The sequence below is a fragment of the Enterococcus sp. R12 genome, assembly GCF_058135755.1.
In genome coordinates this window covers 1,251,247-1,265,084 of sequence record NZ_CM176874.1, presented here as the reverse complement: position 1 = coordinate 1,265,084, position 13,838 = coordinate 1,251,247, and the positions used below count along the sequence as shown (strand labels likewise).

General features: G+C 40.7%; 13 protein-coding genes. 3 read left to right on the top strand and 10 right to left on the bottom strand.

The annotated features are described in order from the left end of the window. Nucleotides 1–31: 31 nt before the first annotated feature. Complete coding sequence (locus ACTW1R_RS05875; RefSeq protein ID WP_074931993.1) at nt 32–901, bottom strand: hypothetical protein; 870 nt, start codon at nt 899–901, stop codon at nt 32–34. Nucleotides 902–1,755: 854 nt separating this feature from the next. On the opposite strand from ACTW1R_RS05875, the gene ACTW1R_RS05870 reads away from it, so the two are divergent. Continuing rightward, complete coding sequence (locus ACTW1R_RS05870; RefSeq protein ID WP_153883265.1) at nt 1,756–3,225, top strand: AcpB/EbpR/MafR family transcriptional regulator; 1,470 nt, start codon at nt 1,756–1,758, stop codon at nt 3,223–3,225. Between the two features lie 222 nt (nt 3,226–3,447). Here the strand turns inward: ACTW1R_RS05870 and ACTW1R_RS05865 are convergent, their stop codons facing one another. From ACTW1R_RS05865 to ACTW1R_RS05855, 3 genes are all read right to left on the bottom strand, one after another. Beyond that, entirely contained in the window at nt 3,448–4,626 is a 1,179-nt protein-coding gene (locus tag ACTW1R_RS05865) for a 3D domain-containing protein (RefSeq protein WP_489927505.1), read from the bottom strand. Between the two features lie 205 nt (nt 4,627–4,831). After that, a complete protein-coding gene (locus tag ACTW1R_RS05860) occupies nt 4,832–5,599 on the bottom strand; it encodes a putative ABC transporter permease (protein WP_489927504.1) in 768 nt (255 codons plus the stop codon). 139 nt (nt 5,600–5,738) lie between these two features. Continuing rightward, nucleotides 5,739–6,116 (bottom strand): DUF7006 family protein, encoded by a 378-nt coding sequence (locus tag ACTW1R_RS05855; protein WP_016608130.1) that lies wholly within the window; start codon nt 6,114–6,116, stop codon nt 5,739–5,741. Between the two features lie 487 nt (nt 6,117–6,603). Between ACTW1R_RS05855 and ACTW1R_RS05850 the strand changes: the two genes are divergently transcribed. Then, nucleotides 6,604–7,227 (top strand): hypothetical protein, encoded by a 624-nt coding sequence (locus ACTW1R_RS05850; protein WP_074535072.1) that lies wholly within the window; start codon nt 6,604–6,606, stop codon nt 7,225–7,227. A gap of 61 nt (nt 7,228–7,288) precedes the next feature. Here ACTW1R_RS05850 and ACTW1R_RS05845 read toward each other — a convergent pair whose 3' ends face one another. From ACTW1R_RS05845 to ACTW1R_RS05835, 3 genes are all read right to left on the bottom strand, one after another. Continuing rightward, complete coding sequence (locus tag ACTW1R_RS05845) at nt 7,289–9,175, bottom strand: glucosaminidase domain-containing protein (RefSeq protein ID WP_489927503.1); 1,887 nt, start codon at nt 9,173–9,175, stop codon at nt 7,289–7,291. Nucleotides 9,176–9,208: 33 nt separating this feature from the next. After that, nucleotides 9,209–10,699 carry a C40 family peptidase gene (locus ACTW1R_RS05840; RefSeq protein ID WP_489927502.1) on the bottom strand — a complete coding sequence of 497 codons (1,491 nt, stop codon included), beginning with the start codon at nt 10,697–10,699 and terminating at the stop codon, nt 9,209–9,211. Between the two features lie 365 nt (nt 10,700–11,064). Further along, complete coding sequence (locus ACTW1R_RS05835) at nt 11,065–11,685, bottom strand: TetR/AcrR family transcriptional regulator (RefSeq protein ID WP_015509375.1); 621 nt, start codon at nt 11,683–11,685, stop codon at nt 11,065–11,067. Nucleotides 11,686–11,794: 109 nt separating this feature from the next. On the opposite strand from ACTW1R_RS05835, the gene ACTW1R_RS05830 reads away from it, so the two are divergent. Further along, a complete protein-coding gene (locus tag ACTW1R_RS05830; protein ID WP_016608135.1) occupies nt 11,795–12,397 on the top strand; it encodes an ECF transporter S component in 603 nt (200 codons plus the stop codon). Nucleotides 12,398–12,529: 132 nt separating this feature from the next. On the opposite strand, the gene ACTW1R_RS05825 is transcribed toward ACTW1R_RS05830, so the two are convergent. The 3 genes from ACTW1R_RS05825 to ACTW1R_RS05815 are packed head-to-tail and all read right to left on the bottom strand — an operon-like array spanning nt 12,530 to nt 13,829. Beyond that, the gene (locus ACTW1R_RS05825) at nt 12,530–12,889 is read right to left on the bottom strand and encodes a DUF1304 domain-containing protein (protein WP_015509373.1); all 360 of its coding nucleotides are present in this window, start codon (nt 12,887–12,889) and stop codon (nt 12,530–12,532) included. 2 nt (nt 12,890–12,891) lie between these two features. Next, nucleotides 12,892–13,179: a putative quinol monooxygenase gene (locus ACTW1R_RS05820; RefSeq protein WP_016608137.1), complete on the bottom strand. Its 288-nt coding sequence runs from the start codon at nt 13,177–13,179 to the stop codon at nt 12,892–12,894. Between the two features lie 14 nt (nt 13,180–13,193). After that, nucleotides 13,194–13,829 (bottom strand): nitroreductase family protein, encoded by a 636-nt coding sequence (locus ACTW1R_RS05815; RefSeq protein ID WP_008378805.1) that lies wholly within the window; start codon nt 13,827–13,829, stop codon nt 13,194–13,196. Nucleotides 13,830–13,838: the final 9 nt, after the last annotated feature.

Below are 13,838 nucleotides of genomic sequence, written 5' to 3'. Positions count from 1 at the left end.
TTATCTCTTTTTTCTTTGATACATGTTTGCATTAGTAGACAACGTCTGAACTTTGATCTGTCCAGGTGCCGTCTCCTGCTGATGTATCCTCTGAATAACTTTCTGTTGAAGCAGGGGGTGTATACGTGCTGTATCCTGTGTACCCCATTTGGGTAGCGACTTTGTCTGCTAATTCGGTGTATTTCTCTTTCAATTCTTCATTGCGAACTTTGCTGATACTGTCGACTGCACTCAGGTATTTTTCTAAGGTGACTTCACTGGTCACCTCATCCCCATCAAGCATTTCATCAAAAGTTTCTTGTAATTTTGCAATGCGATCCAATTGGGTATCCGCATACTCTAAATAGGAAACAACTAACTCTTTCCATTTACTATCTTCAAAAAAGCTCAGATTTTCACGGACATTCCCAACATCCGTTTCTTTTAGATCGGCTCTAATGATGACATCATTTTCAGCACTTTGCCAATTTGAAACGCCTTCAGTAAATAAGGCTTCCGTATCCGCTTGTACTTTTAATTTTGCCTCGATGTCTTTTAGTTGATCATCAAGGGCGGCTTTTTCTTGTTGGATCTCGACTGACTCACTTGGTAATGCATCATCATCGATCCCATAATCGTCTGCAGATACTTTCACTGCAGAAAGTTTTGCGACTGTTTTAAGAACGTCTTCCTCTTTAAGATCTTTTCTTAAAAATGTTTGATCCTCGTTGCTGTATAATTCAGCAATTTCATTAGACAACTCATTGATGCGATCTTTTTCGCTGGCAATCGCTGTCTGTGCGTATTCGACTCGCTGCTGATATTGCCTTTGGTTATTTTGTCGGTAACCAATGAAACATATTGCAACTGCGCCAATACCCACGGCTAAAACAGTCAAAGTCTTTACTAACGGCTTTCCCATGAACACACTCCCTACTTCAATTGTGCTTGTTTAAGCATGCTGCCTTCGTCTGACATAATAAAGGCAATTCTAGTTTATTATAAGAGAAATGTATCATTAAATAAAGGAAATTCCTGTTTTTTCTTTTTAAAGGTATATTTTTCATCAACAAAAGACTTATATAATGGCAAACATCAGTTATTTTAAATATACATAAATAACGTGTAGCATACTTGACAGTTTTTTTAAACCCTCATTTTAAATAATGAATAATTCAGTGATAATCGTTGTTCTCATCGTCTTTGAGAGTTGTCATATCATAGAAAAATAACCTCGAGCGATTATATTCAATCATTTTCTCAACATCTTTTCATTATAAATAGAAAACATAAGAATTTCAGAAAGAAAAGTTAAATGCTTTTGTTGTTATTATAAACCGGTTGAATAAAACGGAAGATTTTTCTTGGGGCACATAGGGTTTCCTTCGCGGTTACTATTTAATTACAGCAATCGTTCCTGTTAAAATTATAAGTTATCTTCAGAAAACTGACTTTCCCCCTCAATTTCACCCCACCAACTTCTATCGGTTTATTTCAAATATAGTTAATCATTCAATTTTTATTTTATCGTAATAAAATTGTCACCTCTCTCTTACTATTCAATGCCAATCAATTTCCTTCTTTGCACTGAAAAAACGTGTTTCTACCTATATATATGCCGATTTTCAGTTGATTGATAGAAAATGCAAAAAATCTTGCACAGACTCAGGTATAGATTTCACCAACCGATGAAATACGTGATTTGTTTTTTCTTCCCTATCTTCTTTAAGATGAATAAGTAAGATTTGCGATTTTATTCATGAAAGGAGCCACGTCTTGAGAAATTTTCAAATTAATTTTATTACCAACACAGCAACGATTCGATGGCTGAAAATTTTGATGGCATTCGAGAAAAATTATCAATGTTCGACTCAAGGTTTGGCAAAGATTTCAGGAAGTACCACGCGAACGATCGTAACGGACATAACGGATCTAAAAGAGTATTTTGGCGACTGTTTATCGATCGACTCTTCTCATAAGGGGTATATTTTTTCAATCAAGCAGTCCGCTGTGTATTTAACGAAAAAACGTGCGCTGATTGCCGATGAGATTTTGTTCCATATCATCGAAAGTATTTTCCACAATGATCTTTATAGCTCATCGGAATGGGCAGAGAAGTACCATATATCAGAAAGCACCGTTCTTCGCTATTTGCGGAAGGTGCAACCTATTTTTTCTTTCTATCGTTTGGAGATCCAAACCAATCCTATTTGCTTTCTTGGTGAGGAGATCAACATTCGCAAGTTTTTCCATGATTTCTATTATGAATCGGAAATTACTGCCCATACGATCTTTCCACCGATCGCCATCCAAAATATCACTGCTAGTGCTTTTTCAAGATGTTATCAACTCGACCAGCATGCTTGTTCATTTGGTGAATTCAATTATTACTTGTATATCACCTTTGAGCGCCATTGTGCAGGTCAACGTATCGAGTTGCCTAAGCAAATAAAAAAACTATTTGAACAGTATAATGATTTTCGGCTATTTTCTGAAATCAATGAGGCTGTAAGTGAACAATACCAAAAAGAACTTCCCTATGAGGAAGTCCTTTATTTGTTCTTATTAGTGAAAACCCGTCGCTCGATCAGTAACTTAGCAATCGAGCAAACCTTTTGTAGAGAGTATAATCATTGGCCTGAAATCAAGCAGCTTGCGGCAGCCTTTGTCAAGGATTGCTTGCCAGATACACAAGATAGCGCTCGCGACCGACTCTTAGTAGAGTCCTTTTTTACGGTAGCAAAAATCAAGCAATTATTATCCCCCTTATTAAATCATATGATTTCTGATACCGTTCAATTTGTCGAAGAGGCGTATACGGATGATTATCATCTAATTAAAAACTATCTGTTGACGCAGCCATTAGCTAGAGAAATTTGGGACAGTAACACACTGGAGCACTTAGGAACGAGTCTTACGATGTACGTTACTTCTATTAAATCGTTGTACTGGCAAGCCAAGAAGAATATCGCTTTTTTGTTCGAAGGCCCCTTTTATTTATGCCAATTATTAAAATGCAAATCTGTTCGTTATTTGCGCAGTTCTCGGACCTTTTATTTTCCGGACTCCAATGAATTGTCGGCAGGCTATTTGGAAAAAAATCAAATTGATTTGATCGTGACCAACTATACGGAATACATTACCGAATATGCCCAAGACATTGATTATTTGCTATTCAAAACCTTTCCTGATGAGCACGACTGGGAAGCTTTAGAGGAAAAACTGAATGCCAATTTCAATCCTTGAAAAGCGAAATCATTTCGCCCCCTCACCTTCTGACCAATTTGTTCAAAAAATGCTCCTGAGAACGAGTGTACGAGCTTGTGAGCAGTTTAACAATAATCCAGAGCCTATCGCTTATGTCGTCACTGACGCAGCGATAGGCTCTCTTCTTATGCCTTCCTACATTAAAAGCAAAAAAAGAAGCAGCCACTTCATTCAGTGAGCTGCTTCTTGCTAGTTGATTGATTAATCGAGGATCGTTACTTTTACTTGACGACGTCCCCATTGGATACATTGTGCAACGTTATCAAAGTGAACATCAATGATGTTTCCTTTGATCGCACCACCCGTATCAAGCGCTAGTGCTACGCCATAGCCTTCAACATTGACTAAGGTGCCTAATGGAATCACGCTTGGATCAACGGCAACTGCCATTGGATTTTTACGTAAGTCTGTACCACTTGCTGTAAAGAAACTAGAGCCAGCTTCTTTATACGAGTACGCAGTTGATTCCATCATCAATGTTCGACCGCTACTTGTATTGCTGTTGTTAGTTGTATTGCTTGAGCTGCTGTTCGAGCTATTGTTGTTGCTTGAAGAGCTGCTCGATGATGAGCTACTGCTTTCAGTCGTGTTGCTGCTCGATGAAGCAGACGCTTGTGATTCAGAAGCACTTGAACGTTCGGCAGCTTGGGCTGCTTCTTTTTCAGTTTTTTCTTTCGCAGCTTGTTCCGCCGCTTCTTTGGCTGCTCGTTCTTCTGCTGCTTTTTCAGCAGCTAAGCGAGCTGTTTCAGCTTCTTTGCTGGAAGCGATTTGTGCCAAGGTTGCTTCGTTTTCTTTCAATTGGGCTTGTAGATTCGCAATTTTTGAATCCAGTGTTTTGGCTTCTGATTCTAATGCGGTTTGATTTTCTTTCAATGACTGCTGTGTTGACTGTGCTTTTTCTTCTAAAGCTTCCAGCTTTTCTTTTTCTGCTGTCAATGAATCGATCTTTTCTTTTTCCAAGTTTTGTAACATCGTCATCGCATAGGCACGATTGATAAAATCTTGGATGTTGGATGATTCTAACAGTACCGTCCAGTCTCTGGTTGCCCCGCCATTGACTTGGATGTCTTTCATACGTTCCGCAACGACTGCTTCACGCTTTTCAATTGTTTCTTGTGCAGTTTTGATTTCTGCTTTGGTTGTTGCTAATGATTCTTCATTCTCAGCGATTTGAGCTTTTAGCTCTTCTACCTCACTGTATTTCGCATTCACATCAGTCAATGCAATCTGTACTTCCGTACTGATTTCCTGACTTTGCTGCATGACGGCACTTTCTTGCTCTTGCAATGATTCAAGTGACTCAGCCTGCGCAAAGATTGGAGAAACGATTCCTGCCGCAAAGACAGCGACAACGATTGTTCGTAGTTTCTTTGCCTTCAAAAAATTCCCTCACTTCTCACTATGGTTTCCAACATATCCTATTATACAAATTCTTAAGAAGAATTTTATTGCAGGACCTTTACAATTTATTACAAATTATCGTAAAAGTGGGTGTTTTCATCGTCTTTTTCAACTGAAATCAGTCAGAAGTGGGAAGAATCAGCATTGATAAGGGTTTATTTTTTGTAATCTAACCGTAACAAACCTATTTTTTCTTACGGATCGCTTCGATAAATCGAGACAATTCCTGACTGCTTTTTATCTGATTGATTTCTAACTTTTGAAAGTTTTTTAAGAGTCTTCTTTGATGGAAATTCAATCTCGGTAGATTTTGTTTTAATATGCGCCATTCTTCTGGAAACGCTGCGAAGCGCCCTTGCCAATCGTTTTTATATTGCTCAATATTTTCAGCCAATTCTTTTTTGTGCTGTTCAAAGGCTTGATTGACCTGTTGCACTGCTTTCTGAAAGGCAACCAAGTTAGCAAGGGTATAGCCCATATCAAAAGAAAGAACCATTAATAAGAAAACGGGCAATAAGAATCCGACCCGAGTACTCAAGGTTTGCACAATTTCTAGCATTTGTGGATGAACAAATCGAACAATGAGCACACAACACACGCCCCAAAAAAGAGAAATCGGCAATGCCACCCGTCCATTGATATTCAGTGGTACTTCTTTGTAATCCCACCATGAGGCATGAAAAAACCGCTCAAGTAAATAGCTTGTCACATATTCAAGCACGGTGACCAAGAACGCTGCCGCAAAGAACAGTGGAATCACTTGCTCATGCAATGGCCGTAACAAATAGACAACGCCAAGAATTCCAAAGCCGTAGATGGGTGTGATCGGACCAATAAGGAACCCCCGATACACAAAATGCTTGGCTTTTAGCGAGCAATAAATGGTTTCCCAAAGCCATCCGATAAATGAGTACAAGAAAAACAATAAAATGATCCGTTCAAATTGAACCATACTTCTCCGCTCCTTTTCAAACTATCACAATGATTTGTGCAATCGTACTTGTCATCACAATCATACCACAAATCAATCGGTCTTATTTTGAATCAGTGCAGTAGCTTATTCCTCGTTTGAACGTTCTTTTTTTCGTTGCTTATTGATCACCAAAAATAATTGATGGATGCACTTGTTCTTTCAAACTATAGCCACACAGTTCTTTGTTAAAGGTAAAATGATCTTGTTCCACATTGGCAATGATCTCATCTTCGGAAAAACCATGAAAATCGTAGTCATTGATGTAACTTCGAAGTAATACTAATTTTGCATCGATCAAGAGAACTCTTTGGATATCCATCCAAAAAGCCATGTCTTTGTTTTTCAATATTTTTTTCAATTCTGCTTCCTGTGCTAACCAGTACGCATAGACTGATGGCATTTCATCTTTAATGGTTTCAGCAGATAATCCTTCTCTCATTTTTACTAGATACTCATTTACTGATTGATAAAACAATTTCCTTCCCCCTAGTTCCATTATTTTTAAACGTTGATCCTATGTTTCTTCTATTTCTTCGCCACTTTAAGCTATCTTTCTCTATCCAACTGTCGCTGATGTCGCTTTTTTTGTATCGAAAGAAGCCATAGTATTTCGCAACAAAATTCTGACAATTATTCAAAACAAATAGATACATAAAAAACACACTATTATTTTATAGATATAACCGACACAATTTTTAACTTCACTATTCTTTTAATGCTTCCTTTCTTTTCTAAAGCATAGCAAAAGTCGTCCCGTATTTATAATCAACTTTTGCATCAATCTAAGAAAAAAGTGAAAATAAGCGGTAACAGTCAGTTATTTCCGCTTTATTTTTTTAAATTTACTATTTAGCAACCCTTTATTTTTTTCGATTCATGCAATAACTGAGAATATTTTATTGCGTTATTTCCTTTCCTATTATACGATTAACTAAATAATGTTGGTTATTTGAAAATAAAAAACAAAGGGGAACGTGAGAATAATGAGAAAAAGTGTTGTTTTTAGTTTATTGGGGTTCACACTTCTTTTTGCTGGCTGCACGCCAAAAGAGGAGAAACCAGCTTCAGAAAGTACGGAAAATGCAAGCGCTACAAGCTTATCTATGACATCGTCAACCGAAGTCGCCCAAGAATCGACGGTCTCTTCTAGCGAAGCGGCTTTACCAAGTTCAGAACAAACCATCACAGGCGTTAGCGGAACAAACTATACCATCGATTTACCTAGTAATTGGCAAGAGGTACCTGATTTCACTTCATTGAATCCTGACAATGATTTCATGTTGTCCGATGCGTTAGAAACGAAATACTTAGCTGCAGTCGTTGAATCGAAACAGGATTTTGCCGATTTAGAAACTTATCTCGGATTGGTTCAAGAAAATTTGGCAACGAGCTTCGATACAACTGCCACCTTTTTACCAATTCCTGACACAAAGGCCTATTTCGTTGATTTCCCTGCGACAGTTGAAGGGCTAAATATCCACTATATTTATTATGTACTTGAAACCGAAAATAATTACGTTCAGTTGTATGGCTGGACGTTAGAGAGCTTATACGACTCTTCAAAAGAGGAACTAACAGCGATCATGAACAGCTTCAAAGAAGAATAAAAAAACATCTGTACCCATTTTGGCTAATCGCCACAAACATGGGTACAGATGTTTTTTCTTTTTATCTACGGACTACAAGACGTTGCCCTACCAGAATCAATGAGCCAGAAAGGTTATTCCACTGCATCAACTGATTCACAGTTACACCATAGCGTCGCGAAATCCCCCATAGAGTGTCTCCCGAACGTACAGTATAGGTGGTGCTGTTTGATGAGGAAGCGTTCGTTTCTTGAACGTACGCTGCACTTACCCAGCCACGCCCTTCAATTCGATACCAGACATTGTTGCCATTGACACTGGTTCCCGTCTTTTGCGCAACTGCGCGAAAAGAGGAATTGTTCACCAATAAACCGACAATTCTTGCACTGGTAGACGCATCGGAGCGAATGTTCAGAGTTGCCGTTGTACGAAACTCTTTGTTGATACTTTGTTCAGAGCTATTACTTCCAGCGTTGACTTCTGTCACGTAGGCAGCACTCACCCAGCCGCGTCCTTGGATTCGATACCACACATTGTTGCCGTTGACACTCGTTCCCGTCTTTTGAGCGACTGCTCGAAATGTTGCATTGCTTGCCAAGGAGCCGACGACAGAAGCGCTAGTCGATGCGTCAGAACGGATGTTCAAGGCAGCGGTGGTGCGAAACTCTTTGTTGATGCTTTGTTCGGCACTGTTGTTACTGTTATTATTATCGTTGTTATTACCATTATTATTGTGGTTATCATTCCCACCCGTATTCGATGAGATCTCCGTCACATGAGCGGCACTTACCCAGCCACGTCCTTGAATTCGATACCACGTCGTATTGCCATTCACACTGGTGCCGCTTTTTTGCGCTACTGCTTCAAATGTTGCATTGGCAGCCAATGAACCCACGATCGAGGCGCTGGTGGAAGCATCCGAACGGATATTGAGTGCTGCATTTGTTCTGAATTGTTTATTGATCGCCTGTTCAGAATTGTTATTGTTGTTACTGTTGTTATTGTTATTATCATTTGAACCGCCACCACTTGATGTATCGTACTGGGTCAAATTGTGCGTTTCAATCAAGTTGTTTAGCTTACTTGCATAAGCCGTGTCGGTGGCATAACGTCCTTGCAGCCATTGTGTCGCGTCACGATAAGAATTCGTATTAGACTTCCATGCCCCATGGTAGAAGAAAACACCCGGCGAGAATGAGGTGGTTCTCAAAACGTGCGCATTGTCTTGAAAAGATTCTTTTAATGAGGGGTATTTACGAAACTTCGCAATAATCGGATAGAGATTGCCATTCCCGTCATCTTCCATGGTTTGCATCTCTACAAACTGTCCATTGTAAGATCCCTTGATACCAAACATATTATTGGCAAGAGTAGTCAGCGTGGATTGCCCCCAACCTGATTCTAAGATCGCTTGCGCAATCATGACTGAAGCGTAGAGGTCATTTGCCCCCGCAACTTCTTGTGCCATTGGTCCTACTTGCTGAATAAATGCTTGCTGATTATTAGAACGTGCCATTGGATTGTTGTAGTTGGGCATGACCTTCGTTTCAATGGCGATCCGCTCTTCTTCTGACAGAACAGGAATGTCATGATCGATTTCTGCTTCATTCTGTTCAGAAGCATCATCTGCTGGTTCATTATCGGGTACGTCTTGAATTTCTACTACATCCGAACTTTCAGCTTCTGATGGATCGGTACTATCTTGCGTTGCTGGTGATCCCTCGTTCACTTCTTGATCTTCTACAATGCTCACGGAATCTTGCGTCGATGTGTCTTGGGTTGACTCTGCTGTTTCAACTACTTGAACACCATTTTGGGTTTCTGCTGACTCAAGTGTATCTGCTAAGACATTCATCGGCAAAATATTCACCGTACTTACAAGTGCAGCGGTTGCCGCCGCACTTTTACGGTAAAGAAGTCCTCTTTTTTGTTTCTTCGCACGATAACGAAGCTGTTTTCTTTCTTCCATTTGTCTCTCCTTAAAACTACAGCTAGCTACTTCTTACATTCTTACTGCAAAGCTAGGTGTAAAATGAGCGGTACTGCCAACAGAAACATTTTGTCCTGGGCGTGGTGCATGAATGTATTGTCCGCCACCTAAAGCAATGGCTACATGATAGGTGCTGCCTGATGAACCCCAGAATAATAGATCTCCTGGTTGTGCTTGGCTAACGGAAATCACTGTACCCGCTGTTTCTTGTGGTACCGTCCATCCACCAATATCTCTCCCTGTTACTTGTAAAAAGACATAGCGAGTAAACCCAGAACAGTCAAAGCTGTCCGGTCCTTTGGCACCCCAAACATAGGGTTTTCCGATATGCTTATAAGCTTCTGCCACGATTGCAGCACCATTTGTTGATGCTGGTTCAGAAGGTGCTGGCGGCGTCACGATCGGTGCAGGTGACGGAGCAGGCGTTGGCGCCGGTGTTGGTGTAACTGGCGTCGGTGCTGGCGTTGGTGCAGGAACTGCAGGTGCACTGTCCGCTGGCGACTCTGGTGCTGCAGGTGTCACTGGTGTTTCTGGCTCTTGAATTTCTGGTGTATCTACTGGTGCTTCTTCTGGAGCCTCTGGTGTGTCAACTGGTTCAGATTCTTGCGTTTCCTCTGGCTGCGTTTCTGCTGGCGCTGCTGGCTCTTCCACTGGCGCAGGGCTCTCTGCTCCTGCGTCAGATTCGGTGCCCTCTGCTTGAACAGCCGCTTCATTCAAGGCTGCTGCTTCCGCTGCAGCTTGTTCTGCCTGCTGTTGCGCCGCTTGTTCCGCTTGGGCTTGTAAAGCAGCAACACGGGCAGCTTCTTCACGGATTCTTGCTTGCTCCGCTTCATAGGCTTCTTTTTCCGCCCGCAGCTGTTCTTTTTCTTCTTCTTTCGTTGCTTCTTCATAGGCTAACTGACTAACTAAGACATTTAATTCTGCTTGGCTTGCTTCCAAGACACCTTTTTGTGCTTCCAGATGGCTCTGTGCTGCTTGCAATTCTGCCACTTTTTCTTGTGATTCCGCACGCTTTTGTTCAACTGCTTGTTGATCGGCTTTTTGCTGTTCGATCACTTCATTATTCGCTCGAATGATCGTCGTCATGGCATGGACTCGACCCACTAGATCACTGACAGAATCAGCTTCTAGTACGGCTGTTAGAAAATTGTCGCCTTTTCCATTGACTTGTGTTTCTCTGGCTTGCTTTTCAATGTTTTCTGAGCGTTTGGCAATCCGCTCTTCTAACTGACTGATTTCTTGATCCAATCCTTCGATCGCTTGCAACAAATCACTTTGCTGCGCTAAAATGATTGCTGCTTCTTGATTTAATGAATCAATTTCTGCAGACAATCCATCAATTTCCCCTTGTACGCTTTGACGTTGCTGTCTCAACTGATCAATCTCGTTATTTTTTTGTTCGATCAATTGATCATGATTCGTAGCAAAAACGGTCACAGGTCCGCCGAATGATGACAATACAATGCCACACATACACACTGTTGCAAAGATTTTCTTCTTCATCTGATCCTCCAAATTCAATTTTAAAACTTTTTTTTCATTTATTTGACCATTTTCATTTTACCATAGTTCAGCAACAAACCCAATCCGTAAGCGATTTACATTTTAGTTACACAAATAAACTCTGTTTTTTTATTGCATGTTCCCCACTCCTCTGCGATCGACACCCCTAGTGAATCCCTATTTATCAACTGTTCAAGAAAACTTCATAGAAAAAGTCCTTTTTCTTAAGAAAAAATAAATAATGTTGTAGATTTCACTTTGATTACATTAATTTTCTGCAAAATATGCTTGATTCACAAAATATTTACAGACGAAAAAAACTCCTTCCTAGTGTTTTCTAGAAAAGAGCGAGTTTTTTGTCTGGGTTATTCGCGATAAGGGAGTAGTTGTCTCATTACAGCGATTTGGTCATCAATGGTCTGTTCTGTGATGTGACCGGTCAGAGCCAAAATCCCCAATCCTTCAATCACGAACATATAGTTTTCTGCAATCACTGCCAAGTTTTCATCTTTTAACACGCCTTGCTGAACGCCGACTTGAAAGATTTCATGGATCGTCCGTTTCGTCTCCGAAAGTTGTGCTTGCTGCAGGGAACTGGAGGCTTCGGTTTTATGCGTATAGTAATACTCGTAGACGGCTCGCAGCATACCGTCAGAAATGCTGTGGAGTAGACGCTTGCGATGGTCGGAAAAATATTTGTTTAAAATCGTTTCAAAGGGCACTTGCTCCATGATCATCTCTCGTACATCATCAAATTTTCGTTTGGAGCGCTGCTCTAACACTGCCAAAAAAATCTCATCCACCGAACGAAAGTATAAATAAATGCCACCACGACTAATGCCGCACTCTTCGATAATGTCCTTCATTGTCGCATCGATCAAGCCTTTCTTACTAAAGACGACTTTGGCACTTTCAAGAATCAAATCACGCTTTTGTTGTTTTTTCTTTTCCGCTGTAGTCAATTCGCTCTGTTGCTTCTTTGCCATTTTTTTGGCTCCTTTCATCACATTATTAATGACACTCGTGTCATTTTGTTGTATAATCAACCTAACTTAAAAATGACACGAGTGTCATTATAAAAAAGGAGTTTTTACAATGAATACAAAAAGCAAAACCTATCGCCTTGTCATTCGTGCCATTTTGACTGCTATTATTATTTTACAGACGATGGTGCCTTTCCTTGGATTTATTCCGATCGGTATCACTAGTTTAACGATCATCCATATCACGGTGATCGTCGCTGCCATCGTTTTAGGGACAAAAGACGGGATGTTCATCGGCTTAGTCTGGGGGATTTTTACCATGATCCGTGCGTTTACCTCTCCGACAACACCCTTGGACATTGCCGTTTTCACCAACCCAATCATCTCGGTGGTTCCCCGTGTATTGGTTGGCTTAGTGGCTGGTCTCTTGTTTACGATCATTTACAAAAAGACCAAAAAAGTCGTCGCTGCTTCGATTGTTGCAGCAATCTTTGGGACCATCACCAATACAGTTTTGGTCTTATCGTTAATGGGAACCTTGTATACTGGCTTAGTTGCCACTACCTATGGTGTCGATGCTTCGGCTTTATTCGTGACCCTCGGTGGAATTGCTGTAACGAATGGAATTTCTGAGGTGATCACAGCTGCGATCTTAACACCCATTCTAGTAAAAGCCTTATTTGCAGCAACCAGCTTACGTCCAGAAAATCGTTAGTCCCTTCTCTTATCCTATCATTTTTTTCACGTTCTGAGTACTCTTTGCCCAAACATTAAAAGCCCCCAATCGAAGAAAGCTTCTATTGTATAGAAATGCTTTCTTCGATCGGGGGACTTCTTCTTTTATTGGTTAAAAAAAGGTGGATAGCAAGGCAAGGATCGCTAGACCGCCTTGGGTCAAAATAATTTTCTTGTCGCTAGTCACACTGCCATATGCAGCTACTAAGATAATGTAGATCAACAGCAAGCGACTGATTTCCAGTGGTGCTGAAGCAAAGGTAATACTGTAAAGTAACCCCAAACCAATCAGCCCATTGTAAACGCCTTGGTTTTTGAACAAGGTCACAACGATCGGTCGTTCAAGCTCTGTTTTCGTCACGTTGAAGACCCGCGCCGTTGCTTTGGACGTAGTGGCAAATGTTTCTAAATAGAGAATATAGAAAAACTCTAAGGCAACCAGTACAATCAAAATCGTCGATAAAATCGTCATCTTTATTCTCCTTGATGAGCGACAACGATCTCGCTCGGTTTGGCTGCAAAGTCAGGCATTTGTTGGAATAATTGTTGCAGCAGCGGGTTTTGATTGTGAGCGGTGATCGCTTCTTGATTCGCCCATTTTTCGACCATGACAAACCGATTGTTCTCTTCCAATGATTCATAGAGATGATAGCCGTGGCAGCCTTCCTCAGCTCTCGCCGATGCTAATAATGGCGTAACAGCGGCTAAAAAATCTGCCCGCTTTTCTTCTTTGATGTAAAACGTTGCATTAATGATTTCCATCGTTTTCCCTCCTCTTATAGAAATGTCGTAATTTGTTCTGCGTCTAACCGAACGGATTCATAGCCTAATTCTTTGGCTTTTCCGACTGAGAGGATCATGACAGGAACATAACGTTCTTTATCTAAGCCAAAAGCTTCGGCTAATTGATCTGCTTCAAAGCCGCCGATTGGGTTGGTTTCATAGCCATGCGCCCGCGCAACTAACATAAATTGCATCGCTGCTAAACTAGCGTCGATCTTCACCACATCATTCATTTGTTCTTTTGTAAGATTTTCGTAATGCGGAATGATCGCTGCTAATTGTTGGTCACGTACTTCTGCTGGCATTTTGCCTTCTGCTACTGCTTTGTTATAAATTTCTTCCCCAAGTTCATGACAAAGCATATCGCCAAAAATCAAGACCATTGCAGAAGAGGTATCATTTTGACGAACGTTGAAACGAATCAATGGTTTCAATTTTGCTTTTTGCTCGTCGCTTTCCACAACGACAAAGCGCCAAGGCTGCATATTGACTGAGGAAGGTGCTGTCGTTGACTCTTGGATCATGGTCAACATTTCTTCATGGGGGATTTTGTAGGTTTCATCATAGACACGAACCGATTTTCGGCCAAAGGTGATCTCTGAAAAATTGTTATTGCTATATTCTGTCATGGGTTTGCC